The organism is Stenotrophomonas maltophilia group sp. Smal12, assembly GCF_037079935.1.
Taxonomy (GTDB): domain Bacteria; phylum Pseudomonadota; class Gammaproteobacteria; order Xanthomonadales; family Xanthomonadaceae; genus Stenotrophomonas; species Stenotrophomonas sepilia.
Map to the genome: position 1 here is coordinate 235,472 of NZ_JBAWUK010000001.1, position 25,442 is coordinate 260,913.

The window sequence follows — 25,442 nt, forward strand, 5'->3', positions numbered from 1 at the left end:
GGGTGGTGCCTCCGGGTGGATGGAATCAGATCTCGCCGGCGCGCTTGCGCAGACGGATGGCAAGGACAATGAACACGGCGCCGACGGCAGCACCGATCCACAGTTCCGGCATCGCCAGTGATTTCAGCTGCGAGGCCGGCGACATCAGGCTGACCACCGATTCGAGGTCGCGGCGCGTGCCTTCCTCGGCGCTGAGGCGATACACCAGGTCCGTGCCCGGTACGCCGCCCAGCAGCAGCCGGCCAACGATGTTCTGCCAGAACCAGCCCGTGGTCAGGCCGATCAGCGGCATCACCTTGGTGGTGCTGACGATGACGCCGGCGAACAGCGGCAGCATCACCGCCCACAGGAACGGCTTGCTGCGGGCCCAGGCCGAGCACAGCAGCAACCAGCCGGCGGTGGGCAGGGCCCACAGGGCGTAGACCGGGATCCAGGCCAAGTGGCCGGCGGCCAGGGTCAGCGGGCTGGCCGGGCCCCAGATCAGGGTCATCGGGCTGCCGCCGTGCATCAGCGCGACGATGCTGATCACCAGCATGAAGCCGAACATGGTGATGATGCCGGCGATCACCGCGATCAGTGGGGCCACGATCAGTGCGCTGATCACCTTGGACAACACGGTCTGGGTATCCGACAGCGGCAGTGACTTCCAGAACAGGATGCTGCGGTCGCGGCGGTCGTCGTACAGGGCACCCAGGCAGTAGAAAAACACCACGAAGGCCAGTACCAGGAACGGCCAGGCCGAGCTGAGCACCAGGGTCAGGTCGAGGCCGTTGCCAAGGTCAGCCAGGTCCTTGGCACTGATGTCGCGGGTCAGCAGGGCCAGGTCCAGGCCGTTGATGTTCACGTCTTCGCCGTCGATGTGCAGGCCACCATCACGTGCGGCCCGGTGCAGGGCGAACAGGCCGAAGGCGATGCCGATGGTGCTCATCACCAGCGAGATCAGGCCGGCGATCAGCGGTGCATACAGGAAACCGCCACGGTTCTCCCAGTACTCGCGCTTGAGCAGCCAGCGCAGGGTGCCCATCGGGCTGACGGGGTGGTTGACGGCATTCATGCGTAGGTCCCCTTCATGATGGCGACGAACAGATCGGCCAGGCCCGGGCTGCGGGTCTCGCCAAGGGTGGAGAGCTGGGTGCGCGGGACGCCATCGAACAGCATCACGGTCTTGCCGAACGCCAGGCTGCGCTCGTCGATCGGCTTCAGCGCACGCGCGGTCTCCAGCTGGTCGGCGTTGACCAGCAGCTCGGTGTAGCGCTGGCCGACATCGTCCATGTCCGCGTCGAGCACGATGCGGCCATCACGGATGAACATGACGTCGCTGAGGATGTGCTCGATCTCTTCCACCTGATGGGTGGTGACGATGATGGTCTTCTGTTCGTCGAAATAGTCCTCCAGCAGGCGCTGGTAGAACTCCTTGCGATAGAGGATGTCCAGGCCGAGAGTGGGCTCGTCCAGGACCAGGATGCGGGCGTCGATGGCCATCACCAGCGCCAGGTGCAGCTGCACGATCATGCCCTTGGACAGTTCGCGCACGCGCTGCTTCGGTTGCAGCTTGGTATTGGCCAGGAAGCGCTCGCAGCGGGCGCGGTCGAAGCGCGGGTGGACGCCGGCGACGAAGTCGATCGCCTCGCGCACCTTCAGCCAGCGCGGCAGCACGGCGACGTCGGCGATGAAGCAGATGTCATTCATCAGCTCGTCGCGATGCAGTCGCGGATCGCGGCCGAGCACGCTCAGGTCGCCTTCCACCGAGGTGAGGCCGAGGATGGCCTTCAGTGCGGTGGTCTTGCCGGCGCCGTTGGGACCGATCAGGCCGACGATGCGCCCGCTCGGAATGCTGAAGCTGGCGTTGTCGAGGGCTACCGTGGTCCTGTAGGCCTTGCGCAGGCCTCGCGCGGTGATGACGGGTTCGCTTGCAGTGCTGTTCATCAGACGTTCCCCTGGGGCAGCAATTCGTCGAGGCTCAGGCCCAGGCGCTGGATGCGCTCCAGCACCGCGGGCCATTCTTCGTTGAGGAAGCGCTCGCGCTCGCTGCTGCGCAGCTGCGTGGCCGCCTGCTCGGTCATGAACATGCCCAGGCCGCGGCGCTTCTCGACCAGGCCTTCATCGGCCAGTTCCTGGTAGGCGCGCGAAACGGTGATGGGGTTGAGTTGATAGTCGGCGGCCACCTGGCGCACCGAAGGCAGGGCATCGCCCGGCTTCAGGATTCCGTCGAGCATCATGGCGATCACGCGCTCCTTCAATTGACGGTAGATGGGAGCGCCGTCGCTCCACTGGATGTCGCTCATATTCAGCTCCGTGGGGTCAGCGGCTGGGCGAACGAGAAATACGGCATGGACAGGGAGCTGTGCAGCCGACGCGGGGGAGAGGGGGAGGAAGCAGCGTTCCCGGCCGGTGCAGCGTTTGCATCCTGCGCACTGTCGGGAGAGGCGGGGGTGGTGGGCGTGGCCAGCCAGGCCAGCACGATCAGGGTCGAAACAGCAGCGGCCGCGGGGGCGGTGAGGTTGCGACGGATGCGGGCGTTCATGGCTTCCCCCTGTCTCAGGTGACTGGTGTTGTATGCAACTATAACACCGGCACGCCTGGGTGCAAGCCCCTGCCGTCCCCAACTGATGGCAGGGGTGGTCAAACTGCTGAAATATTCACTTATCCATTTGATTGGAAAGGGAAATAAATTTGATGTAGGGGCTGATCCAGTTCCGCCTTCCATTCAGTGTTGTCCATGCTATGTCATCACTGCGCCGTCGCTGGTAAGGCCAGCGGAAAGACGCCACGCTGCGCAAAGCCGCAGGCGCTTGCCGCAGCAAGGGGGGGGGCGGGGCGGTGCTATAGTTCGGCCGATTCCCGGCCGCTACCGGCCGGCCCTGTGAATGGCTACCGCGGACCGCTCTCGATGCACCTGCCGACCGTTATCCCGCGCCGCCTGCGCGGCCTGTCCCTGCTGACCCTGCTGGTGGCCGGCCTGGCCGGTTCCGCCCATGTGCTGGCGGCCGATCTGCTGGACCTGGAGTACCGCCCACTCGCGAGCAAGCAGCAGGTCAACCTGCAGCAGCGCTACCACGGGCAGGTACTGCTGGTGGTCAATACCGCAAGCAAGTGCGGCTATACCCCTCAGTACGAAGGCCTGGAGGCGCTGCAGAAGCGATATGCCGGCCGCGGCTTTGCCGTGCTCGGTTTCCCGTCCAACGATTTCAAGGGCCAGGAGCCCGGTGACGAAAAGCAGATCCAGGATTTCTGCACGCTCACCTATGGCGTCAGGTTCCCGATGTTCGAGAAGGTGCATGTCGTCGGTGCACAGGCGACGCCGCTGTACCAGAGGCTGACCGCGGCCACCGGCGTGGCGCCGGGCTGGAACTTCCACAAGTACCTGGTCGGCCGCGATGGCAAGGTCATTGCCCAGTTCGCCAGCAAGGTAACGCCGGACGATCCGCAGCTGACCGCCGCCATCGACAAGGCGCTGGCCGCAGCCGCCACGCATTGATATCCGGCACGGATGCCTCGACATCGACGGCATGCGTGCGACAATGTTTCTTTTCGCGCCGACGTCGGCGCCCAGACACTTCCAGGAATGCAGCGAATGAAGATGGGAATGCGCGGCGCCGCGGCGTCGGTTCTGATTCTGGCGATGGGCACTTCGGGTGTCGCTCTGTCGCAACAACCGGCTGCCCCCGCAGCCGCCAAGGAGACCGCAACCTTGAATTCCCCCAAGCAGAAGCTCGGCTACGCCATCGGCCTTGATGTCGCCAAGTCGTTCACCCCGATCGCCGATGAGATCGATGTGGCCGCGCTGCGCACTGCCGTGGAGCGTTCGTTCGAAGGCCTGCAGCCGCAGATCACCCAGGAACAGGCCAAGGCCACCGATGCCGCGTTGCGCCAGGTGGTGATGGCCCGCAGTGGCCAGCAGGTGCCGGGCATGGCGCCGGGTTCGCAGCCGCCGAAGGTCGATCGCGTCAAAGTGTCGCAGATGATCGGTTCGTACTCGGTCGGCCCGTCGCTGGCACAGCTGAAGGACGACATTGATGTCGCCTCGCTGTTTGACGCGATCAGCACAGGCCTGAGCAAGGGCCAGCCGAAGATGACGGAAGCTGACGCGACCGCCACCATCCAGGCCTTCATGGGCAGCAAGCAGGCCGAGATGCAGGCCAAGGCCGCCGCAGCCGCACAGACCAACCGCGAGGAAGGCAACGCGTTCCTGGCCAAGAACAAGACCCAGCCGGGCGTCGTCACCACCCCGTCTGGCCTGCAGTACCAGATCATCCGCCCGGGTAGCGGCGAGCGCCCGCTGCCGAGCAGCAAGGTGCGCGTGAACTACGAAGGCAAGCTGCTCAACGGCACCGTGTTTGACAGCTCCTATGGTCGCCAGCCGGCCGAGTTCGGCCTGGACCAGGTGATCAAGGGCTGGACCGAAGGCGTCGCGCTGATGCCGGTCGGGTCGAAGTACCGCTTCTGGATCCCGGGTGAGCTGGCTTACGGTGAGAACGGCACCCCGGGTGGCCCGATCGGCCCGAATGCGACTCTGACTTTCGACGTCGAGCTGCTGGGCGTCCTGCCGTAAGCGACCACGGAGCCTGCACGGACATGCGCGTTGCGATTTTCGGTACCGGTTATGTAGGGCTGGTGACCGGTACCTGCCTGGCCGACGTCGGCCACCAGGTGGTCTGCGTCGATATCGACCAGGCCAAGGTCGATGGCCTCAACCAGGGCATCATCCCGATCTATGAGCCGGGCCTGGAGCCGATGGTGAAGGCCAACCACGCCGCGTCGCGGCTGGCGTTCACCACCGATGCCGCGGCCGCGATCGGCCACGGCCAGGTCGTGTTCATCGCCGTTGGCACGCCGCCGGACGAGGATGGCAGTGCCGATCTGCAGTACGTGCTGGCTGTGGCCCGCACCATCGGCCGGCACATGAGCGTGCCGACCGTGGTGGTCAACAAGTCGACGGTGCCGGTGGGCACCGCCGACAAGGTGCGTGCCGCCATTGCCGCAGAGTTGGCGGCACGTGGCGCGGACATCGCCTTCGATGTGGTGTCCAACCCGGAATTCCTGAAGGAAGGCGACGCTGTCGCCGACTGCATGCGCCCGGATCGCATCATCATCGGCGCGACCAGCGCCGAGTCGGTGGCGGTAATGCGGCGCCTGTACGCGCCGTTCAACCGCAACCACGACCGCGTGGTGGAAATGGACGTACGTTCGGCGGAGCTGACCAAGTACGCCGCCAACGCGATGCTGGCGACCAAGATCTCGTTCATGAACGAAATCGCCAACATCGCCGAACGTGTCGGCGCCGATGTCGAGCAGGTCCGCCAGGGCATCGGCTCGGATCCGCGCATCGGCTGGCATTTCATCTACCCGGGCGCCGGTTACGGCGGCTCGTGCTTCCCCAAGGATGTGCAGGCGCTGGCCCGCACCGCGCAGCAGGCCGGCCTGGAGCCGAAGCTGCTGAACGCCGTGGAAGCGGTCAACGATGCGCAGAAGGGCCATCTGTTCGCCCTCATCCAGCGTCATTACGACAAGGGTGAAGACGAAGGTGTGCGTGGCAAGACCTTTGCCGTGTGGGGCCTGGCGTTCAAGCCGAACACCGATGACATGCGCGAAGCTTCCAGCCGTCGCCTGCTGGCGCAGCTGTGGGAAGGCGGCGCGACGGTGCGTGCCTACGATCCGGAAGCGATGCACGAGTCGCAGCGCATCTTCGGCGAGCGCGATGATCTGGTGTTCTGCAGCAGTGCCGACGAGGCGCTGCAGGGGGCCGATGCACTGGTCGTGGTGACCGAGTGGAAGCAGTTCCGCAGCCCTGATTTCCAGACGCTGCGCGAGCAGTTGAAGGACACGGTGGTGTTCGACGGCCGCAACCTGTACGAGCCGGCGGATGTGGAAGCGGCGGGCCTGGCGTACTACGGCATTGGCCGGGGGCGCTCGCTGCATGTCTGATCTGCTGCCAACCGAACGCGAGCAGGCGCTGGAAGCGCGCCTGGTCGAACTGGAAATGCGCGTGTCCTTCCAGGAACAGGCGCTGGCCGAACTGAGCGATGCGCTGGCCGATGCCCGCATGCAGGGCATGCGCAACGCCGACGTGCTGCGCGTGCTGCTGGAAGACCTGGGCAAGGTCCGCAACGCGCTGAATTCTTCCGATCCGGCGAGCGAACCGCCGCCGCCGCACTACTGATCCGAATCCTATGAGCGATACCCTCCGCGACCAGCTGATGGGCCTGGGCTTCAAGCCCGCGCCCAAGCCCGAGCGCAAGAATGATGGCCCCCGCCATGACGGTCGCCCGCAGGGCAAGGCTGGCAACGGCAATGGAAAGCCGCAGGGCGCTGGCAAGGGCGAGCACAAGCCCGGCGAGCGTCGTGGGCATGGCCACGGTCGCCCGGGCAAGCCCGGCCAGTCGCGTGGCCCGGGCCAGCAGGGCCCGCGCACGCCGCGCAGCGCCGAAGAGATGGATCTGGCCAAGGCCTATGCCATCCGCGCGCAGAAGGAAAAGGAAGAGCGCATCGAGACCGAGCGCCTGAAGCAGGAAGAAGCGCGTGTGCGCCGCGAGGCCAAGGCCAAGCTGGAAGAACTGCTGAAGGACAAGAGCCTGAACTCGGAAGCGGCCGACATCGCCCGCCACTTCCCGTATGGCGGCAAGATCAAGCGCATCTATGTGACCGCCGAACAGCTGACCGCGCTCAATGCCGGCGAGCTTGGAGTGGTCCAGCTCAACGGGCGCTACCTGCTGGTGACCGCTGAAGTGCTGGCACAGTCCGAGGCGGTGTTCGCCCCGTCGGTGGCGCTGAAGGTCGATCCGAATGCGCCGGCCGAGGAAGATCCGTACGCGGATCCGCAGTACCAGGTGCCGGACGACCTGGTCTGGTAACTGCATCTGCCGCATGATGAAAACGCCGGGCATTGCCCGGCGTTTTCGTTACCGGGTGCACGCAGTGCTGCGCCGCGCACGGATCAGCGGCAGGCTCAGCGCGAAAAAGCAGAGCAGGGCGCCAATCAGGGCGAAGCCGCTGCCGGCCAGGAACGCGGTGCGGCCGTCGTCGATCTTCCACAGTTGGCCGGCAATGAGCGCGCCCAGCACACCGCCGACACCGGACGAAAAGCCGTACAGCAGTCCTTGGCCGTGGCCGTTTAGACGACCGGGGAAGTAGGTCGCCAGCATCTGCATCGCTGCAGCGAAGAACGCGGCAAAGCCCAGCGCGTGCGCGGTCTGCGCCAGCAGCATCACCGGCAGGTTCTCCGGGAACAGTGCGGTCACGGCCCAGCGCAGGCAGGAACTGACCAGCGCGATCAGCAGCATCCAGCTGGCGTCGTAGCGGCGGAAGAAGCGGCCGATGGTGAAGAACACGCCCACTTCGAAGACCACGCCGATGGTCCACAGCAGGCCGAGGGTGGTGGTGCGGTAACCGTGGTGGTCCATGTAGACCGAAAAGAACGTGTAGTACGGGCCGAACGACAGCTGTTCCATGAAGGCGGCCAGGAAGAACGCCAGCACTGGCGGTCGGCGCACGATCTGCCAGAAGCCGCTGGTGTCACCCGCCGTCCTGCCGATGTCGCGCGCGTAGTGATTGCTGAAGGCCGAGGCAACCAGCAGCACGAACAGGGGCAGCATCATCCACGGCAACAATCCGGCGTGGTTGCCGGCGCCATCGCCCTCGATCAGCCAGCCGAACAGGGTGACCACGGCGATGAAACCGAGCGAGCCCCAGACCCGGATCAACCCGTAGCGATGGCTGTCGTTGCCCAGGTGGGTGAGGGTGATCGACTCGAACTGCGGCATCACCGCGTTGTAGAAGAAGCAGAACACGATCATCGCCGGGTACATCCACGGCTGCGGCAGTGGCAGCAGAAAGGCAGCGAAGCTGAGCAGGGTCAGCACGCAGCCGACGCGCAGCAGGCGGATCGGTCGCGGTGATGCGGCCGCCAGCGAGGTCCAGGTACTGGGTGCGATCACGCGGGTGGCGTACCACAGGCCCATCATCACGCTGATCGCGGTCACGCTCATCCCGCGCGCGGTCAGGAACAGGCTCCAGTACGGCGTGAACGCGCCGAGCGCCGCGTAGTAGAACAGGTAGAAACTTGAGAGGCGGGCAACGGGAACGGTCATCGCCGAATGATGAAGCAAAAAAAGGGGACGGAGGGGATCAAGTCGCTAATGCACAAACGACTTAATCCCCTCCGTCCCCTTTTTGTGTCATTCGGGGTCGTAGTCGAGGTTGGAGGCCAGCCAGCGTTCGGCCTGGGCGCGGTCCACGCCCTTGCGCCGGGCATAGTCGGTGACCTGTTCGCGGCTGAGCCGCCCGACCACGAAGTACTGGCTCTGCGGATGGCTGAAGTAGTAGCCCGAGACAGCGGCCGTGGGCAGCATCGCGAAGCTCTCGGTCAATTCCATGCCCGCGTTCTTCTCAGCCTGCAGCAGGTCGAACAGGCGGCGCTTCTCGCTGTGCTCGGGGCAGGCCGGGTAGCCCGGGGCCGGACGGATGCCGCGGTACTGCTCGTCGATCAGGGCCTCGTTGTCCAGCGTCTCGGCGCGGTCGTAGCCCCAGAATTCGGTACGCACGCGCTGGTGCAGGCGCTCGGCCAGCGCCTCGGCGAAGCGGTCGGCCAGTGCTTTCAGCAGGATCGCGTTGTAATCGTCGTGCTCGGCCTCGAAGCGCGCGACGTGGGCGTCGATGACGATGCCGGCGGTGACCGCGAACGCGCCGATCCAGTCCTGCTTTCCGCTGTCGGCCGGGGCAATGAAATCAGCCAGGCAGAAATCCGGACGTTCGGCTGGCTTGTCCACCTGCTGGCGCAGGAAGTGCAGGGTAGTTTCGCCCTGTGCGTGCTGCACGCGGACATCGTCGCCGATGCTGTTGGCCGGCCACAGGCCGAACACGGCCTTGGCCGTCAGCCACTTCTCGCCGACGATGCGCTCGAGCATCGCACGGGCATCCTTGTACAGCTCGCTGGCCTGGGTACCGACGATCTCATCGGTGAGGATCGCCGGGAACTTGCCGGCCAGCTCCCAGGCCTGGAAGAACGGCGTCCAATCGATGTAGTCGACCAGTTCGGCCAGCGGATAGTCGTCGAACACGTGCAGGCCGGGCTGATTCGGTGCCGGTGGCGTGTAACTGTCCCAGCCGCCCTGGAATTTCTGCGCGCGCGCATGTTCCAGTGTGACCAGGCGCTTGGCGTCGCCCCGGTTGCGGTGGCGCGCGCGGATTTCGGCATAGTCGGCTTCGTTGGCGGCAACGAAGGCCTCGCGCAGATCACGCGAGATCAGCGACTGCGCCACGCCAACTGCGCGCGATGCATCCTTCACCCACACCGTCGGCGCCTTGTAGTGCGGGTCGATCTTCAGCGCGGTATGCGCACGCGAAGTGGTCGCGCCCCCGATCAGCAGCGGCAGGTCGAAGCCCTGGCGCTCCATCTCGCGGGCGACGTGGCTCATCTCCTCCAGGGACGGGGTGATCAGCCCGGACAGGCCGATCAGGTCGGCGTTGTGCTCGCGGGCGGCATCGAGGATCATCTGCGCCGGCACCATCACGCCGAGGTCGACCACGTCGAAGTTGTTGCAGGCCAGTACGACGCCGACGATGTTCTTGCCGATGTCATGCACATCGCCCTTCACCGTGGCCATGATGATCTTGCCGTTGCTCTTGGCGGTGTCACCGCTGCGCGCTTTTTCCGCTTCGATGTAAGGCAGCAGGTAGGCCACGGCCTTCTTCATCACGCGCGCGGATTTCACCACCTGTGGCAGGAACATCTTGCCGGCGCCGAACAGGTCGCCGACGATGTTCATGCCGTCCATAAGCGGTCCTTCGATCACGTCCAGCGGGCGGCTGGAGGCCTGCCGGGCCAGTTCGGTGTCTTCCTCGACGAAGGCATCCAGGCCGTGTACCAGGGCATGCGCCAATCGCTGTGCCACCGGCTTTTCGCGCCAGGCCAGGTCTTCGGTCTTCGCCGCGCCCTTCCTGCCCTTGTAGCGCTCGGCGATCTCCAGCAGGCGCTCGGTGGCATCGCTTCGGCGGTTGAGGATCACGTCCTCGACACGCTCGCGCAGGTCCGGCTCCAGTTCGTCGTAGATCGGCATCGCGCCGGCGTTGACGATGCCCATGTCCATGCCGGCGGCGATCGCGTGGTACAGGAACACCGAATGGATGGCCTGGCGCACGGTTTCGTTGCCGCGGAACGAAAACGAGACGTTGGAGACGCCGCCGGAGACATGGCAGTGCGGCAGGGTCTGCTTGATGATCCGGGTGGCTTCGATGAAGTCCACCGCGTAGTTGTCGTGCTCTTCGATGCCCGTAGCGACGGCGAAGATGTTCGGGTCGAAGATGATGTCCTGCGGCGGGAAGCCGATCTCGTCGACCAGGATGCGGTAGGCGCGTGTGCAGATCTCGACCTTGCGCGCACAGGTGTCTGCCTGCCCGGCCTCGTCGAACGCCATCACTACTGCCGCGGCGCCATAGCGCAGCACCTTGCGCGCGTGCTCGCGGAACAGCGCTTCGCCTTCCTTCAGCGAGATCGAGTTGACCACGCTCTTGCCCTGCAGGCATTTCAGGCCGGCCTCGATCACGCTCCACTTGGAGGAGTCGACCATCACCGGGATGCGCGCGATGTCCGGCTCGGACATGATCAGGTTGAGGTAGCGCGTCATCGCCGCTTCCGAATCGATCAGGCCCTCGTCCATGTTGACGTCGAGGATCTGGGCGCCGCTGGCCACCTGCTGGCGGGCCACGTCCACCGCCTCCTCGTAGCGGCCTTCCTTGATCAGCTTGCGGAACTGCGCGCTGCCGGTGACGTTGGTGCGTTCGCCGACATTGATGAACAGCAGGTCCGGGGTGATGACCAGAGGTTCCAGGCCGGACAGGCGGGTAGGGCGGACAGGCGTCATGGCAGGCGTCGGCTCAACAGCAGTAGGGCGGGAAGTGCGGGACGGTGGCGGCAACGTTCATGCGGCCTGCTCCCGGGTGCCGGGCAGTGCGCGCGGCGGCAGTCCGGCTACGGCATTGGCAATCGCACGAATATGCTCGGGGGTGGAGCCACAGCAGCCGCCGACCAGGTTCAACAGGCCATCCTCGGCGAAGCCGCGCAGCGTGGTGGCCATCTCTTCAGGAGTTTCGTCGTAGTCGCCGAACGCGTTGGGCAGGCCGGCGTTGGGGTGGGCGCTGACATAGCAGTCGGCGACCTGCGAGAGGGTTTCCACATGCGGGCGCATCGCATCGGCACCCAGCGCGCAGTTCAAGCCGATCGACAACGGACGGGCGTGGGCGAGCGATGCGTGGAAGGCCTCGGCGGTCTGCCCGGACAGGGTGCGACCGGAAGCGTCGGTGATGGTGCCGGAGATCATCACCGGCAGCCGCGCGCCGCGCGCATCGAACGCTTCCTCCAGCGCATACAGCGCGGCCTTGGCGTTGAGCGTGTCGAAGATGGTCTCGACCATCAGGGTATCGGCGCCGCCGTCGATCAGGCCCTCGATGGCTTCGCGGTAGGTGTCGCGCAGCTCGTCGAAGCTGGTATTGCGGAAGCCGGGATCGTTGACGTCGGGGCTGATCGACGCGGTGCGGCTGGTCGGGCCGATCACCCCGATCACGAAGCGCGGCTTGCCCGGTGTGGTTGCGGCCACTGCATCACAGCACGTGCGCGCGACCGCAGCGCCGGCCTTGTTCAACTCGTACACCAGGTGCTCGAGGTGGTAGTCGGCCTGGCTGACCGAGGTTGCATTGAAGGTGTTGGTTTCGATCAGGTCCGCACCGGCCTCGAGGTAGGCGGTGTGGATGTCGGCGACGATCTGCGGCCGGGTCAGCAGCAGCAGATCGTTGTTGCCCTTCAGGTCATGGCCTCCCGCTGTGGCGTGATCGCAGCCGGAGCCATGCAGATGGTCATAGCCACCGGCGAAGCGCTCGCCACGGTAATCGTCTTCCTGCAGGCCGTGGCGCTGGATCATCGTGCCCATCGCACCATCGATGATCAGGATCCGCTCGCGCAGGGCGTCGAGCAGGGCGTTGGCACGATCGGGATGCAACCAGGGCAGGGCGGGCATGGCGGTCTCGGGCTCAGGGCTTGTTGGCGATCAGCGAAATCACTTCGAAGTGCGGCGGCCGCTTCTCGCGGGTGACCGTCTCCAGGCTGGACACCTGCAGGCCGGCCTTGTCGACGAACCTGCGCAGCTCCTTGTCGCTGAAGCCGAGGTTGACGTGGCCATAGGCCTCCACCGCTGCCTTGTGCTCGTGGCGGGCCAGGCTGCACAGCAGCAGGCGGCCGCCCGGGCGCAGTACGCGTGCAGCTTCGGTCACCGCCTGCGCCGGTTTGCTGGCGTAGGTGAGCGCATGCATCAGCACGACCAGGTCGAAGCTGGCATCCTCGAACGGCAGGGCATGCATGTCGCCCTCGCGCACTTCCACATTGGGCAGCCGCCGCAGGCGCTCGCTGGCGGCGGCGACCACGCGCGCGCTGGTATCGATGCAGATGTAGCGCTTGGAATGCGGGGCAACCAGTTCGGCCAGCACGCCATCACCAGAGGCGATATCCAGCACGTCGCCGGTCTCAAGCAGCGGCAGCGCGGTGCGTGCCAGCGCCTCCCAGGTACGGCCCGGCGAGTAGTGGCGTTCCATGTCGCCGGCCACGCTGTCGGCCCAGTTCTGGTCGGCGGCGCGGTGGGCCAGCACGGCGGCCACGCGTTCAGCGTCCTGGCGCAGCAGCGGATCATCGCTTCCGTTGCTCAAGGCATGCCACAATGCACGCTGCGCCGGGTCCAGCTGGGCCTCGTCGAAGCGGTAATAGGCCGACACGCCGGCACGGCGGTCGCGGACCAGCCCGGCTTCCTTCAGGCGTGCCAGGTGGGTGGACACGCGCGGCTGCGCCAGCCGGGTGATCGCCGACAGTTCGGCCACGGTCAGTTCCTCCTGCTCCAGCAGCGCCAGCAGGCGCACGCGAGTGGCATCGGCGAACACCTTCAGGCGGGTCGACCAGTCTTCCAGATCCATAAACATCTACCTATCGCGATATAGAGATATATTCGCTGAAGGGGCCTGGCGCGGTCAAGTCGCCAGCGTACGGAAACTGCCGGGCCCCGGTACAATCGCAGCACCTGGGCGCGCCGTATGCGGCCCATAACTTCATGTACCCGGGAGGGTGTTGTGGATTTCAGCTTTACCGAAGAGCAGTTGATGCTGCAGGACGTTGCGCGGCGCATCGCGCAGGAAAAGATCGCCCCCAGTGCGGAGCACCATGACCGCACCGGCGAGTTCCCGCTGGACAACATCCGCCTGCTGGGCGAGAACGGCCTGATGGGCATTGAAGTGCCGACCGAATACGGCGGTGCGGGCATGGACCCGGTTGCGTACGTGCTGGCGATGGTGGAGGTCGCCGCCGCCGACGCAGCCCATTCGACCATCATGTCGGTCAACAATTCGCTGTTCTGCAACGGCATCCTGACCCACGGTACCGAGCAGCAGAAGCAGACCTACGTACGTGCCATCGCCGAAGGCACGGCCATCGGCGCGTTCGCGCTGACCGAGCCGCAGTCCGGTTCCGATGCCACCGCCATGCGCTGCCGCGCGGTGAAGCAGGCCGACGGCACCTTCGTCATCAATGGCAAGAAGAGCTGGATCACCTCCGGTCCGGTGGCCAAGTACATCGTGCTGTTCGCGATGAGCGAGCCGGACAAGGGCGCGCGCGGCGTCACCGCCTTCATCATCGATACCGACAAGGCCGGTTTCGGTCGTGGCAAGACCGAGCCCAAGCTGGGCATCCGCGCCTCGGCCACCTGCGAGATCGAGTTCAACGATTACGTGGCGCAGGCCGAAGACGTGCTGGGCCAGGAAGGTGAGGGCTTCAAGATCGCCATGAGCGTGCTCGATGCCGGTCGCATCGGCATCGCTTCGCAGGCCGTCGGCATCGCCCGAGCCGCCTATGAAGCGACGATTGAATACGTCAAGGAGCGCAAGGCATTCGGCGCGGCCATCGGTACCTTCCAGATGACCCAGGCCAAGATTGCCGACATGAAGTGCAAGCTGGACGCAGCGCTGCTGCTGACCCTGCGCGCGGCGTGGGTGAAGGGCCAGGGCAAGCGCTTCAGCAATGAGGCTGCCATCGCCAAGCTGACCGCCTCTGAGGCGGCGATGTGGATTACCCACCAGGCCGTGCAGATCCACGGCGGCATGGGGTATTCCAAGGAAATGCCGCTGGAGCGCTACTTCCGTGATGCCAAGATCACCGAGATCTACGAAGGTACTTCGGAGATCCAGCGCCTGGTGATCGCCCGCAACGAAACCGGGCTGCGCTGAGTCGCATGGCCGCGCCGCCGCAATGGCGGCGCGGCGGTAGGCCCACGCCACGCGTGGATGATGGTCATCCAGATGACGTCTTTGCCGTTGGCCTGCGGAGATGCATGCTGCTCTAATGCAGTCCGTTTCTTCGAGGATGACGACGTGATCTATCGCGGTTGGGGAATCATGACGCTGGTGACGCCGATTGCAGCGATCCTGCTGCTGGCGTACTTCTTTCCGCATGACGGCCCCAGGGGCAGTATCCCGCTGTCACAGGTTCTGTTGGGCGCAGGCCTCGGCGCGGCGGTGAACGTGGTGCTGGGCCTGTGGCTCAACCGTGCGCCGCGGCAGAAGGGGGAGGCCGCGCCCCACCATTTCTTCTTCGTACCCATGCAGTGGGCCTCGCTGATTCTGGTGGCGGTGTGCGCGGTGGTTGCGCTGCTGCGCTGAGGCGTTGCCCGAACAGCGCCAACCCAGGTTGGCGGCTACCGGCAATGCCGTTGTTCCGGTAGATGCCAACCTGGATTGGCATGAATTCAATTGTGGCAATAAAAAGGCCCCGGATCGCTCCGGGGCCTTTTCGTTTTCAGCGCAGCACCGGATCAACGATCCGGACGATGTGCGGCATCCGCATCGCGCTGGCGTTCCATGAACTCCTTGGACGGTTCGTCCAGCTTGTCGCCCAGCATGCGGCGCACGACCACGAAGAACACCGGGATCATCAGCAGGCCGAGCAGGGTGGCGAACAGCATGCCGCCGATCACGCCGGTACCGATGGCGTGGCGGGAGTTGGCGCCGGCACCGGTGGAGATCGCCATCGGGATCACGCCCATGATGAACGCGAACGACGTCATCAGGATCGGGCGGAACCGCAGGCGCGCCGCTTCGATGGTGGCATCACGCAGGTTCTTGCCTGCTGCGCGCTGCTCCACCGCGAACTCCACGATCAGGATCGCGTTCTTCGCCGCCAGGCCGATCACGGTGATCAGGCCGATCTTGAAGAACAGATCGTTGGGCAGGCCGCGCAGCATCGACAGGCCGAGGGCACCCAGCACGCCCAGCGGCACCACCAGCAGCACCGCCACCGGGATCGACCAGCTTTCATACAGCGCGGCAAGGCACAGGAACACCACCACGATGGACAGCACCAGCAGCAGGGTCGCAGCGTTGCCGGCCAGGATTTCCTGGTAGGACATGCCCGACCAGTCGTAGCCGAAGCCGGCCGGCAGGTCGTCGTTGACGATGCCTTCCATGGTCTGCATCGCCTCACCCGAGCTGGTGCCCGGTGCCTGCGAACCGACGATGTTGATCGCCGAGTAGCCGTTGTAGCGGCTCAGCGACGGCGGCGCCGACACCCATTCGGACTTGACCACCGTGTTCAACGGGATCATCGCGTTGGTGCCATCGGCGTTCTGGGTCAGGCTGGACGGGCTGTAGAAGCTCTTCAGCGATTCCTGGCCAGTGCGGTACGGACCATCGGCCTGCATGGTCACGCGTTTGATGCGGCCTTCGTAGAAGAAGTCGTTGACGTACACCGGGGCCAGCATCAGCTGGATGGTGCTGTACACGTCCGACACCGACATGCCCATCGACTGCGCCTGCACGCGGTCCACGTGCAGCTGCAGCTGCGGCGCGTTTTCCAGACCGTTGGGGCGCACGCCAACCAGGTGGTCCGGCTTCTGCGCGGCCTGGCCGAGCAGGATGTTGCGGGCCTGGGTCAACTGTTCGTAGCCGGCACCGCTACGGTCCTGCAGCCACATGTCAAAGCCACCGAACTGGCCGAGGCCCTGCACGGTGGGCAGGTTGACCACGAAGATCTGCGCTTCCTTGATGCCGTAGAACGCGCCGTTCATGTTCTGGATGAACTCGGGCGCGGTGAACTTGCGTTCCTCCCACGGCTTCAGGCGGATGAAGCCCATGCCCACGTTCTCGCCGGAACCGACGAAGCTGAAGCCGGCCACCTGCAGCATGCCTTCATAGCCATCCTGCTTTTCCAGGATGCCACGCATCTGCGCGAACACTTCGTTGGTCTGGCCCTTGGTCGAGCCCGGCGGCAGCTGCACGATCGCCAGCGCATAGCCCTGGTCTTCTTCCGGCAGGAAGCTGCCCGGCATGCGGGTGAACAGGAAGCCGCACAGCGCGGTCAGCACCACGAACAGGATCATCCAGCGCGGCGCATGGCGCACCGCCGAGGTGATGTGCCCCACGTAGGTGTGGCTGATCTTGTCGTAGTACTTGTTGAAGGTGCGGTAGACGATGTTCGGGTTGTCGTTGTGCGTCGGCTTGAGGAACGTCGCGCACAGCGCCGGGGTGAAGCCCAGGGCCAGGAACGCCGAGAATGCCATCGAGATGGCGATGGTCAGCGCGAACTGCTTGTAGATCTCACCGGCGGCACCGCCCTGCAGGGCGGAGGGGATGAACACCGCGGCCAGCACGACGGTGATCGCCACCACCGCACCGGTGATCTGGGTCATCGCCTTCTGCGTGGCCGGCTTCGGCGCCAGGCCCTCCTCGGTCATGATGCGTTCGACGTTCTCGATCACCACGATCGCGTCGTCGACCACGATGCCGATCGCCAGCACCATCGCGAACAGCGTCAGCTGGTTGATCGTGAAGCCGATCATCCACATGCCCAGGAAGGTACCGAGCAGGGCGACCGGGATCACCAGGGTCGGGATCAGGGTGGCACGGAAGTTCTGCAGGAAGATCAGCATCACCAGGAACACCAGCAAGACCGCTTCAAACAGGGTTTTGACCACTTCCTGGATCGAGATCTTGACGAAGGTGGTGCTGTCGTACGGCGAGAACCAGGTGACCCCGGCCGGGAAGCTGGGCTGCAGCTCGTCCATCTTGGCGCGCACCGCTTCGGCCACGTTCAGGGCGTTGGCGCCCGGCAGCAGCTGGATGGCGAAGGCACCGGTCGGCTTGCCGTTGTACTGGGTGTCGAAACCGTAGTTGTTGGCACCGAAGGCGACGCGGGCGATGTCCTTCAACAGCACGCGCGAGCCATCAGCGTTGGCGCGCAGGATGATGTTCTCGAATTCCTGCGGCGAGCTGAAGCGGCCTTCGGCCGAGACCGTGGCGGTGAAGTGCTGGCCTTCCGGCGACGGGTCCGAGCCCAGCGCGCCGGCGGCGAACTGCACGTTCTGCGCACGTACCGCGGCCAGTACCTGGCTGGCCGACAGGCCATAGCCCTGCATCTTCTCCGGGTTCAGCCAGATGTTCATGGCGTACTCGGAACCGAACTGCTGGGTGCTGCCGACGCCGGGGATGCGCGAGACCTGGTCGAGCACGCGCGAGCCGACGATGTCGTTCAGGGCGTCACGGTTAATGGTCGGGGTATCGGACTGCAGCGCCACCACCATCAGGAAGCCGGCGTTGGCCTTGGCCACCACCACGCCCTGCTGGGTCACTTCCGAAGGCAGGCGTGGCGTGGCCAGCGAGACCTTGTTCTGCACCTGCACCTGGGCGATGTCCGGATCGGTACCGGTCTCGAAGGTCAGGGTGATCTGCGCACGGCCGTTGGAGGCGGACGAGGAGCTGAAGTACAGCAGGTGATCGATGCCGGTCAGCTGCTGCTCGATCACCTGGGTGACGGACTTTTCCGTGGTATCGGCGCTGGCGCCCGGGTAGGTCGCCGAGACGGTGACCTGCGGCGGGGCGATGTTGGGATAGGACTCCACGCCCAGGTTGAGGATCGCGATCACGCCGCTGAGCGAGATCAGGATCGCAACCACCCAGGCGAAGACTGGATGTTCGATGAAAAATTTAGGCATGACGGAAGGTTCCCGTTACTGCTTGTTCGAATCGGTGGCGGCCGGCTTGGCCGCATCGGCCTGCTCGGGCTTGGCCGCGTCGGCCGGTGCCTTGCCTGCAGCCGGTGCAGCGCCCGCCGCTGCGGCGCCGCCTGCGGCCGGCTTGCCGTTGGCGTCCTGGCCCGGGGTCCACGGCTTGGCCACCGCCGGTGCACCTTCCTTGACCTTCTGCACGCCGGCCACGATCACCTTGTCACCGGCGGCCAGGCCGTCGCTGACCAGCCAGTTGCCGCCCTGCGCGCCATCGGTCTTCACGTTCTTGCGCACGACCTTGCCGTCGGCGCCGACCACCATCACGTAGCCGCCGGTGGTATCGCGCAGCAGGGCCTGCTGCGGCACCAGGAAGGCGTTGTTGCGCTCGCCCAGGTTGGCCTGGAAGCTGACGAACGCGCCCGGCAGCAGGATCTGCTGCGGGTTCGGCAGCAGCGCGCGCAACGACACGGCGCCGGTGGCCGGGTCGACCGTGGTCGAGGAGAAGTCCAGCGTGCCCGGCTCACCATAGGTGGTGCCGTCGGCCAGCTTGACGTTGACCGTGGCCTTGCCGTCGCCGGACAGCGCCAGCGCACCCTTGGCCTGCTGCGCGCGCAGCTGGGTCAGCTCGTCCACGCTCAACGAGAAGTTGACGTACAGCGGGTCGAGCTGGTCGACGGTGGTCAGCAGGGTCACATCGCCCTGGCCCACCAGCGCACCCTCGGTGACCTGCTGCTTGTTGGCCACGCCACTGATCGGCGCGGTCACTTCGGCATAGCCCAGGTTGATCCGCGAGGAGGTCACTGCCGCTTCGGCCTGCTTGACCGCGGCCAGCGCGGTGCGCTCGGCCGATTCGGCGTTGTCCAGGTCGGACTTGGAGACGAACTGCTGCGGGGCCAGCGAGCGTGCGCGATCGGCGGCGACCTTGGCGTTGGCGTAGGTCGCGCGGGCCGAGGCCAGCTGGGCCTCGGAGGCGTTGAGCGAGGCACGCAGCGGCGCCGGGTCGATCAGGAACAGGGTCTGGCCCTGCTTGACCTGCGAGCCTTCCTGGTAGACCCGCTTGAGCAGCACGCCGGGCACGCGTGCGCGGACGTCGGCGCTGCGGAACGGCGACAGGCGGCCGACCAGCTCGCGCTGCAGCGGCAGGGTCTGCGGCTTGGCGTCGATCACGCCCACCTCCGGCGGCGGGGGCGTCTGCTGTTCCGGCTTCTTGCAGGCAGCCAGCGCGACAGCAACGGCGCACGTCAAGGCAAGGGTGCGGAGTGGGGCGGTCATCAGGAGGAACTCCGGGGTTGGTTTGTAGACGGGGCCGGCGACGGCTGAGGCGCGAAGGCGCGCAGGAAGCTGTCGACGGAGAACTCTGCCCAGCGCCGACGCAAGAGCGCGTCATCACGGTGGGGGGTATGGAAGCGCTGTTTGTCGAAATCCTGACCGGCGATCATGCTCAGCAGCAGTTCGGCCATGAAGTGCGGGTCGTCATGCCGGAGCTGGCCCTGCATGCAAACGGTTTCAATCCATTCAGCAAGATGAAGCGCCAGTGCGCCGGCGCCATGCCGGTACAGGGTACGCGCCTCTTCGGGAAACTGGGCCGCGTCGGCGGCGATCAGCCGGCAGGCCTGGCCCACGTGCGGTTGGTTGAAGTGCTCCAGGAAGTCGGTGGCGAACTGGAGCAGGCTGGCACGCAGGTCGTCAGTACGGAGTGCACGAACCATGGCGCCGGTAGCGTGGCCGACGTGGCGCTGCATTACCCGGCGCAGCAGTTGCTGCTTGCTGCCGTAGCGCGAGTAGAGGGTCTGCTTGGAACAGCCGGCATGCTGGGCCACCGCGTCCATGCTCATCTGCATGCCCTGCTGGGCCAGCAGTTCGCGCACGGCATCGAACACGCGCTCATCGCGTGCGTCGAGGGCAACGGGAAGGTAGGCCGGGTTCACGCGGTGGACTATACCGTCCAGTTCAGGATTGTGGAATCGAATCGGTGTCGCCGCGTGTGTCTTCCGGTAACACGCTTTGCCGATCCTGTCGGCAGTGCTCAAGCAGGCGCCCGCTCCATACCGGAGCGAACTGAATAGGCGTCTAAACCGCAGCAAACCCGGATCTGCTTATTCCGTCCTGCAGCAAGGCCTTTTCGTGCGGTAGGGCTACAATTTCATTTTCCCAACTGAGCAAGCGCATCGCTCTGCCATGAAACCGCAAAAAACCGCAGCCAAGACCGTGAAAAACAAGACGAAACCAGCAGAGTCGGAGGTCGCAGTGACCGCTGGTTTCTCCCTGGAGCCGGTGTACACGGCCTTGCGCAAGCGCTACCCCGCGGCCGCACAGGCCGAAGCAGTGGCCTTCGCCACTGACTTCTACAAGCGCATGGAGTCGGACGAGTTCCCGCACCACAGCGCTGAAGAGTGGGCCGCTCTCGCGGCTGAGACGCTGGAATTCGCCCGGGCCCGCAAGGCTGGCAAGGCCAACGTCCGCGTGTTCAATCCGACCGCGAAGGCCAACGGTTGGGAATCGCCGCATACCGTGCTGCAGATCGTCAACGACGACATGCCGTTCCTGGTCGATACCGTCACCATGTCGCTGGCCGAGCAGGGCGTGGGCGTCCACGTGCTGGGCCACCCGGTACTGCGTTTCACCCGCGACAAGGCCGGCAAGCTGGTCAAGGTCGGCGAAGGTGATGCCGAGTCGGTGATGCTGCTGGAAATCGACCGCCAGCCGGCCGATGCGATGGCTGCCATCGAGCAGGCCATCAACAAGGCGCTGGATGAAGTGCGTGCGATCGTGCGCGACTGGCAGCCGATGAAGGACAAGGCGCTGGCGCTGGCCGACGACCTGGGCAGCCGCCAGCTGCCGGTCGACGACGCGTCGCGCAAGGAAGCACAGGAGTTCCTGCGCTGGGCCGCTGACAACCACTTCACCTTCTTCGGCTACCGCGAGTACCGCGTCGAGAAGCAGGGCAAGGAAGAGGTGCTGGCGCCGCTGAACGACACCGGCCTGGGCCTGATGCGTGGCAAGGACACGTCCGCCGCCCGTCCGGTCAAGACGCTGGCCGCGCAGGGCCTGAACACCACGTCCGGTTTGAAGGATGCGCTGATCCTGACCAAGACCAATGCCCGTTCGCGCGTGCACCGCGCCGGCTACATGGACTACATCGGCGTGCTGGAGTTCGACGCCAAGGGCAAGATCATCGGCGAGCAGCGTTTCCTCGGGCTGTTCACCTCCAGCGCCTACAACCGTCGCCCGTGGGAAATCCCGCTGGTGCGCCAGCGCCACGAGCACGTGATGAAGCAGTCCGGGCTGGCCCCCGCCAGCCACAGTGGCAAGGCCCTGCGCCATATCCTGGAAACCCTGCCGCGCGAAGAACTGTTCCAGTCCAGCGAGGACGAACTGTTCCGCACCGCGATGGGCGTGCTGGGCCTGCAGGAACGCGTGCGCAGCCGCCTGTTCCTGCGCCGCGACAAGTACAGCCGTTTCATCTCCGCGCTGGTCTACCTGCCGCGCGAGCGCTTCAACACCGACGTGCGCCTGCGCATCGAAGCAATGCTCAAGGACGCGCTGCACGGCGAGTTCGTCGACAGCTCGGTGGTGCTGGGCGAATCGCCGCTGGCGCAGGTGCACCTGATCGTGCGCCCGAAGCCGGGTGAAATGCTCGACGTTGATACCGCCGAACTGGAGCAGAAGCTGGCCCAGGTGCTGCGTAACTGGCAGGACGACCTGCGCGAAGCGCTGGTGAGCCGCCACGGCGAGACCGAAGGCCTGCGCATCGCCGCCCGCATCGGCAAGGCGCTGCCGGCCGGCTACATCGAAGACAACAGCACCGCCGTTGCCGCCAACGATGTCAGCCAGCTCGACGCGCTGACCGGCCCGGACGACCTGCGCCTGAGCCTGCAGGCCGTGCCGCGCGAAAGCGGCGATGGCCTGCGCCTGAAGCTGTATCGCCAGCTGGATGACATCCCGCTGTCGGACGCGCTGCCGATGATGGAAAACATGGGCCTGCGCGTGATCGCCGAACGTCCGTACCGCCTGTCGGTCGACAACGCGCCGGTGTACGTGCAGGACTTCGAGGTCGAGTCGACCGCTGGCGCGATCGATGCCGCCAGTGTCGATGAAGCCTTCGGCGAGACCTTCGCCCGCGTCTGGCACGGCGACGCCGAGAACGACGGCTTCAACCGCCTGGTGCTGGCAGCTGGCCTGCACTGGCGCCAGGTCGCCATGCTGCGTGGCTACTGCAAGTACCTGCTGCAGACCGGCGTGCCGTTCTCGCAGGCCTACGTGGAAGGCACCTTCGCGCGTTACCCGCTGCTGGCCCGCCTGCTGGTCGAACTGTTCGAGGCCCGCTTCGATCCGGCCACCGGCCATGAGAGCAAGGACGACATCGCGGCCGGCCAGGCCCAGCTGAAGGCCCACTTCGATGTGCTGGCCGCTGGCGACGACGCCACCCTGAAGGTGCTCAAGAGCGTGGTCGATGCCCGCAAGGGTGACCGCGACGCGCAGATGCAGGCCGCGCGCGATGCGCTGCTGAAGCTGATGGATCGCGTGTCCAGCCTGGACGAGGACCGCATCCTGCGCTCGTTCATGGGCGTGATCGACGCGACCCTGCGTACCAGCTACTACCAGACCGATGCCAACGGCCAGCACGGCCATGTCATCAGCTTCAAGTTCGATTCGGCGCTGGTGCCGGACCTGCCGAAGCCGCGCCCGTACCGCGAGATCTTCGTGTACGGCCCGCGCGTGGAAGGTACCCACCTGCGCTTCGGCGCGGTTGCGCGTGGCGGCCTGCGCTGGTCGGACCGTCGCGAAGACTTCCGTACCGAAGTGCTGGGCCTGGTCAAGGCACAGATGGTCAAGAACACCGTCATCGTGCCGGTCGGCGCGAAGGGTGGCTTCTTCGCCAAGACCCCGCCGGTGAACGGCGATCGCGACGCGATCTTCGCCAATGGCGTGGCCTGCTACAAGCTGTTCATCCAGGGCCTGCTGGACATCACCGACAACATCGTCAACAACAAGATCGTGCCGCCGGTGGATGTCGTGCGCCACGACATGGACGATCCGTACCTGGTGGTGGCCGCCGACAAGGGCACCGCGACCTTCTCCGACATCGCCAACGGCCTGGCCATCGCGCACGGCTTCTGGATGGGCGATGCGTTCGCCTCCGGTGGTTCGGTCGGCTACGACCACAAGGGCATGGGCATCACCGCGCGCGGTGCGTGGGAGTCGGTCAAGCGCCACTTCCGTGCGCTGGGCCGTGACAGCCAGAGCCAGGACTTCACTGCGGTCGGCGTCGGCGACATGTCCGGCGACGTGTTCGGCAATGGCATGCTGCTGTCGCGCCATATCCGCCTGGTCGCTGCGTTCGACCACCGCCACATCTTCCTGGACCCGAATCCGGATGCGGCCACGTCGTTCATCGAGCGTGAGCGCCTGTTCACCCTGCCGCGTTCGAGCTGGGCGGACTACGACACCAAGCTGATCAGCAAGGGCGGCGGCGTGTATCCGCGCAGCCTGAAGTCGATCGAGATCACCCCGCAGGTGCGTGAGGCGCTGGGTCTGGACGAGAACGTCAAGGCGCTGTCGCCGAACGATCTGATGAGCGCGATCCTGAAGGCACCGGTCGACCTGCTGTGGAACGGCGGCATCGGTACCTACGTCAAGGCTGCCAGCGAGCAGCACAGTGATGTCGGCGACCGCGCCAACAACGCACTGCGCGTGAACGGTGGCGAGCTGCGCTGCAAGGTGGTGGGCGAGGGCGGCAACCTGGGCATGACCCAGCTGGGCCGCATCGAAGCTGCCCAGGCCGGCGTGCTGCTCAACACCGACTTCATCGACAACTCGGCCGGTGTCGACACCTCCGACCATGAAGTCAACATCAAGATCCTGCTCAACGATGTGGTGCGGGCCAAGAAGCTGACCGTCGAGCAGCGCAACAAGCTGCTGGCCTCGATGACCGATGAAGTCGCCGAGCTGGTGCTCAACGACAACTATCGCCAGAACCAGGCACTGAGCCTGATGGAGCGGATGGCAGTCAAGCGCCTGGGGTCCAAGCAGCACTTCATCCGCACCCTGGAACAGCAGGGCCTGCTCGACCGCCAGATCGAGTTCCTGCCGTCCGATGCCGAGCTCTCGCAGCGCAAGGCACGCGGCCAGGGCCTGACCCGTCCGGAGCTGTCGGTGCTGCTGTCCTATTCCAAGCTGGTGGCGTTCAACCAGCTGCTGGATTCGGACATCCCGGAAGATCCGTACCTGTCCAAGGAGCTGCAGCGCTACTTCCCGACCCCGCTGCAGAAGAAGTACGCCGACGCGATGGAGCGTCACCGCCTGAAGCGCGAAATCATCGCCACGGCCGTGACCAACCAGACCATCAACCGCATGGGCGCCACCTTCCTGATGCGCATGCAGGAAGACACCGGCCGTTCCATCGCCGAGGTCGCCAAGGCCTACACCATCAGCCGCGAAACGCTGGATGCGCGCGCGTTGTGGGCACAGATCGATGCCCTCGACGGCAAGGTGCCGGAGTCGGTGCAGATCGACGCCCTGGAAGTGATCTGGAAGCTGCAGCGCTCGTTCGTGCGTTGGCTGCTGTCGCGCCCGGGCGCGATGCCGGGCATCACCGAAGCGGTCAACCGCTACCAGGGACCGTTCAACGACATCCGCGTCGCTTCGGGCGTGCTGCCGGATTCGCAGCGTCCGACCTACGAAGCCCTGGTGGCCGAGTGGAAGGAAAAGGGCCTGCCGTCTGCACTGGCACAACAGCTGGCCGAACTGCACTTCCTGGAACCGGCGTTCGACATCATCGAACTGGCCCGCACCCGCAAGCTGAAGCCGGTGGACGTGTCCAAGGTCCACTTCCGCCTGGGCGATGCCCTGCAGCTGCCGTGGCTGTTCGAGCAGGTCGACGCGTTGGAGGTCAACGGTCGTTGGCACGCGGTGGCGCGTGGCGTGCTGCGTGACGAGCTTGCAGCCAACCACCGCAACCTGGCCGGGCAGGTGCTGGGCACCAAGGGCAGCAGTGCCGAGGCCAAGGTCGCTGCCTGGATGGGCCGCGACGACAACAGCCTGCGCTTCACCCTGGCGATGCTGGCCGAACTGGCCGAGCAGAAGACCCTGGACTACCCGACCGTCTCGGTCGCGGTGCAGCGCCTGGGCCAGCTGGCCGCGCATGGTGCGTAAGCGCATTCGCGCTGACGCCCCACGGATTGCTCTGCAAACCGTGGGCCCCATGCCAACCATGCTCCCAGACCCCCGCGCCGTTGGCGCGCCCCCCTGACTCAGGGGGGGTCCTGATCTGGAGCAGTTGGAGGAACGGCCCCGCGAAAGCGGGGGCGTTCTGGATTGTGTGGTAGTGGGGCGCGGGGGGCGGGGCCCCGCTTCCTGGCCACCGGGGGGCCGCGGCGGGGCGGGGGGGGCGCGCGCGGGGGTGGGGGTGGTGGGGCG

Annotated in this window: 19 protein-coding genes; 8 read left to right on the forward strand and 11 right to left on the reverse strand. The window is 65.8% G+C overall.

What is annotated here, in order from left to right:
- Positions 1 to 25: 25 nt before the first annotated feature.
- From WDC87_RS01120 to WDC87_RS01135, 4 genes are read right to left on the reverse strand one after another with little or no spacing between them, the layout of a single operon-like run.
- Entirely contained in the window at positions 26 to 1,054 is a 1,029-nt protein-coding gene (locus WDC87_RS01120; RefSeq protein ID WP_065178601.1) for an ABC-2 transporter permease, read from the reverse strand.
- A complete protein-coding gene (locus WDC87_RS01125; protein WP_005417484.1) occupies positions 1,051 to 1,926 on the reverse strand; it encodes an ABC transporter ATP-binding protein in 876 nt (291 codons plus the stop codon). The genes WDC87_RS01120 and WDC87_RS01125 overlap by 4 nt, the downstream gene beginning before the upstream one ends.
- Positions 1,926 to 2,285 carry a GntR family transcriptional regulator gene (locus WDC87_RS01130; RefSeq protein WP_005417481.1) on the reverse strand — a complete coding sequence of 120 codons (360 nt, stop codon included), beginning with the start codon at positions 2,283 to 2,285 and terminating at the stop codon, positions 1,926 to 1,928. The genes WDC87_RS01125 and WDC87_RS01130 overlap by 1 nt, the downstream gene beginning before the upstream one ends.
- A gap of 2 nt (positions 2,286 to 2,287) precedes the next feature.
- Positions 2,288 to 2,524, reverse strand: coding sequence for a hypothetical protein (locus WDC87_RS01135; protein ID WP_072168169.1), 237 nt, complete (start codon positions 2,522 to 2,524; stop codon positions 2,288 to 2,290).
- A gap of 366 nt (positions 2,525 to 2,890) precedes the next feature.
- Here WDC87_RS01135 and WDC87_RS01140 point away from each other — a divergent pair, with 366 nt between their 5' ends.
- The 5 genes from WDC87_RS01140 to WDC87_RS01160 all read left to right on the forward strand — a co-directional run bounded on the left by WDC87_RS01140 (position 2,891) and on the right by WDC87_RS01160 (position 6,851).
- Positions 2,891 to 3,478 (forward strand): glutathione peroxidase, encoded by a 588-nt coding sequence (locus tag WDC87_RS01140; RefSeq protein ID WP_072168168.1) that lies wholly within the window; start codon positions 2,891 to 2,893, stop codon positions 3,476 to 3,478.
- A 96-nt stretch (positions 3,479 to 3,574) separates the two neighbouring features.
- Entirely contained in the window at positions 3,575 to 4,552 is a 978-nt protein-coding gene (locus WDC87_RS01145; RefSeq protein ID WP_014037761.1) for an FKBP-type peptidyl-prolyl cis-trans isomerase, read from the forward strand.
- 23 nt (positions 4,553 to 4,575) lie between these two features.
- Positions 4,576 to 5,925: a UDP-glucose/GDP-mannose dehydrogenase family protein gene (locus WDC87_RS01150; RefSeq protein WP_252744946.1), complete on the forward strand. Its 1,350-nt coding sequence runs from the start codon at positions 4,576 to 4,578 to the stop codon at positions 5,923 to 5,925.
- Positions 5,918 to 6,160, forward strand: a complete 243-nt coding sequence (locus WDC87_RS01155) for a SlyX family protein (protein ID WP_005410256.1) — start codon at positions 5,918 to 5,920, stop codon at positions 6,158 to 6,160. Before WDC87_RS01150 ends, WDC87_RS01155 begins: the two co-directional genes overlap by 8 nt.
- Positions 6,161 to 6,170: 10 nt before the next feature.
- The gene (locus WDC87_RS01160) at positions 6,171 to 6,851 is read left to right on the forward strand and encodes a DUF2058 family protein (RefSeq protein ID WP_252744947.1); all 681 of its coding nucleotides are present in this window, start codon (positions 6,171 to 6,173) and stop codon (positions 6,849 to 6,851) included.
- A gap of 48 nt (positions 6,852 to 6,899) precedes the next feature.
- Here WDC87_RS01160 and WDC87_RS01165 read toward each other — a convergent pair whose 3' ends face one another.
- The 4 genes from WDC87_RS01165 to WDC87_RS01180 form a co-directional block, all read right to left on the reverse strand.
- The gene (locus WDC87_RS01165) at positions 6,900 to 8,087 is read right to left on the reverse strand and encodes an MFS transporter (protein WP_252744948.1); all 1,188 of its coding nucleotides are present in this window, start codon (positions 8,085 to 8,087) and stop codon (positions 6,900 to 6,902) included.
- An 87-nt stretch (positions 8,088 to 8,174) separates the two neighbouring features.
- A complete protein-coding gene (metH, locus tag WDC87_RS01170) occupies positions 8,175 to 10,859 on the reverse strand; it encodes a methionine synthase (RefSeq protein ID WP_252744949.1) in 2,685 nt (894 codons plus the stop codon).
- 57 nt (positions 10,860 to 10,916) lie between these two features.
- Positions 10,917 to 12,008, reverse strand: coding sequence for a homocysteine S-methyltransferase family protein (locus tag WDC87_RS01175; protein WP_088496858.1), 1,092 nt, complete (start codon positions 12,006 to 12,008; stop codon positions 10,917 to 10,919).
- A gap of 13 nt (positions 12,009 to 12,021) precedes the next feature.
- Positions 12,022 to 12,951 (reverse strand): metalloregulator ArsR/SmtB family transcription factor, encoded by a 930-nt coding sequence (locus WDC87_RS01180; protein WP_072168161.1) that lies wholly within the window; start codon positions 12,949 to 12,951, stop codon positions 12,022 to 12,024.
- 153 nt (positions 12,952 to 13,104) lie between these two features.
- Here WDC87_RS01180 and WDC87_RS01185 point away from each other — a divergent pair, with 153 nt between their 5' ends.
- Both WDC87_RS01185 and WDC87_RS01190 read left to right on the forward strand, forming a co-directional pair.
- Positions 13,105 to 14,253 (forward strand): acyl-CoA dehydrogenase family protein, encoded by a 1,149-nt coding sequence (locus WDC87_RS01185; protein ID WP_188240818.1) that lies wholly within the window; start codon positions 13,105 to 13,107, stop codon positions 14,251 to 14,253.
- A gap of 168 nt (positions 14,254 to 14,421) precedes the next feature.
- On the forward strand, positions 14,422 to 14,685 hold the full coding sequence (locus WDC87_RS01190) for a hypothetical protein (protein ID WP_072168159.1): 264 nt from the start codon (positions 14,422 to 14,424) through the stop codon (positions 14,683 to 14,685).
- 152 nt (positions 14,686 to 14,837) lie between these two features.
- Here the strand turns inward: WDC87_RS01190 and WDC87_RS01195 are convergent, their stop codons facing one another.
- The 3 genes from WDC87_RS01195 to WDC87_RS01205 are packed head-to-tail and all read right to left on the reverse strand — an operon-like array spanning position 14,838 to position 19,951.
- Positions 14,838 to 18,011 carry a multidrug efflux RND transporter permease subunit gene (locus tag WDC87_RS01195; protein WP_005417430.1) on the reverse strand — a complete coding sequence of 1,058 codons (3,174 nt, stop codon included), beginning with the start codon at positions 18,009 to 18,011 and terminating at the stop codon, positions 14,838 to 14,840.
- Between the two features lie 15 nt (positions 18,012 to 18,026).
- On the reverse strand, positions 18,027 to 19,295 hold the full coding sequence (locus tag WDC87_RS01200; protein ID WP_072168158.1) for an efflux RND transporter periplasmic adaptor subunit: 1,269 nt from the start codon (positions 19,293 to 19,295) through the stop codon (positions 18,027 to 18,029).
- Positions 19,295 to 19,951, reverse strand: coding sequence for a TetR/AcrR family transcriptional regulator (locus WDC87_RS01205; protein WP_072168157.1), 657 nt, complete (start codon positions 19,949 to 19,951; stop codon positions 19,295 to 19,297). Before WDC87_RS01205 ends, WDC87_RS01200 begins: the two co-directional genes overlap by 1 nt.
- Before the next feature lie 250 nt (positions 19,952 to 20,201).
- Here WDC87_RS01205 and WDC87_RS01210 point away from each other — a divergent pair, with 250 nt between their 5' ends.
- Positions 20,202 to 25,178, forward strand: coding sequence for an NAD-glutamate dehydrogenase domain-containing protein (locus tag WDC87_RS01210; RefSeq protein ID WP_252744950.1), 4,977 nt, complete (start codon positions 20,202 to 20,204; stop codon positions 25,176 to 25,178).
- The last annotated feature ends 264 nt before the right edge of the window (positions 25,179 to 25,442 follow it).

What these genes read in the sequence shown, in the direction of transcription:
- WDC87_RS01120 (WP_065178601.1), bottom strand. Translation starts at nt 1,054, where the DNA reads ATGAATGCCGTCAACCACCCCGTCAGCCCGATGGGCACCCTGCGCTGG.
- WDC87_RS01125 (WP_005417484.1), bottom strand. Translation starts at nt 1,926, where the DNA reads ATGAACAGCACTGCAAGCGAACCCGTCATCACCGCGCGAGGCCTGCGC.
- WDC87_RS01130 (WP_005417481.1), bottom strand. Translation starts at nt 2,285, where the DNA reads ATGAGCGACATCCAGTGGAGCGACGGCGCTCCCATCTACCGTCAATTG.
- WDC87_RS01135 (WP_072168169.1), bottom strand. Translation starts at nt 2,524, where the DNA reads ATGAACGCCCGCATCCGTCGCAACCTCACCGCCCCCGCGGCCGCTGCT.
- WDC87_RS01140 (WP_072168168.1), top strand. Translation starts at nt 2,891, where the DNA reads ATGCACCTGCCGACCGTTATCCCGCGCCGCCTGCGCGGCCTGTCCCTG.
- WDC87_RS01145 (WP_014037761.1), top strand. Translation starts at nt 3,575, where the DNA reads ATGAAGATGGGAATGCGCGGCGCCGCGGCGTCGGTTCTGATTCTGGCG.
- WDC87_RS01150 (WP_252744946.1), top strand. Translation starts at nt 4,576, where the DNA reads ATGCGCGTTGCGATTTTCGGTACCGGTTATGTAGGGCTGGTGACCGGT.
- WDC87_RS01155 (WP_005410256.1), top strand. Translation starts at nt 5,918, where the DNA reads ATGTCTGATCTGCTGCCAACCGAACGCGAGCAGGCGCTGGAAGCGCGC.
- WDC87_RS01160 (WP_252744947.1), top strand. Translation starts at nt 6,171, where the DNA reads ATGAGCGATACCCTCCGCGACCAGCTGATGGGCCTGGGCTTCAAGCCC.
- WDC87_RS01165 (WP_252744948.1), bottom strand. Translation starts at nt 8,087, where the DNA reads ATGACCGTTCCCGTTGCCCGCCTCTCAAGTTTCTACCTGTTCTACTAC.
- metH (WP_252744949.1), bottom strand. Translation starts at nt 10,859, where the DNA reads ATGACGCCTGTCCGCCCTACCCGCCTGTCCGGCCTGGAACCTCTGGTC.
- WDC87_RS01175 (WP_088496858.1), bottom strand. Translation starts at nt 12,008, where the DNA reads ATGCCCGCCCTGCCCTGGTTGCATCCCGATCGTGCCAACGCCCTGCTC.
- WDC87_RS01180 (WP_072168161.1), bottom strand. Translation starts at nt 12,951, where the DNA reads ATGGATCTGGAAGACTGGTCGACCCGCCTGAAGGTGTTCGCCGATGCC.
- WDC87_RS01190 (WP_072168159.1), top strand. Translation starts at nt 14,422, where the DNA reads ATGACGCTGGTGACGCCGATTGCAGCGATCCTGCTGCTGGCGTACTTC.
- WDC87_RS01195 (WP_005417430.1), bottom strand. Translation starts at nt 18,011, where the DNA reads ATGCCTAAATTTTTCATCGAACATCCAGTCTTCGCCTGGGTGGTTGCG.
- WDC87_RS01200 (WP_072168158.1), bottom strand. Translation starts at nt 19,295, where the DNA reads ATGACCGCCCCACTCCGCACCCTTGCCTTGACGTGCGCCGTTGCTGTC.
- WDC87_RS01210 (WP_252744950.1), top strand. Translation starts at nt 20,202, where the DNA reads ATGAAACCGCAAAAAACCGCAGCCAAGACCGTGAAAAACAAGACGAAA.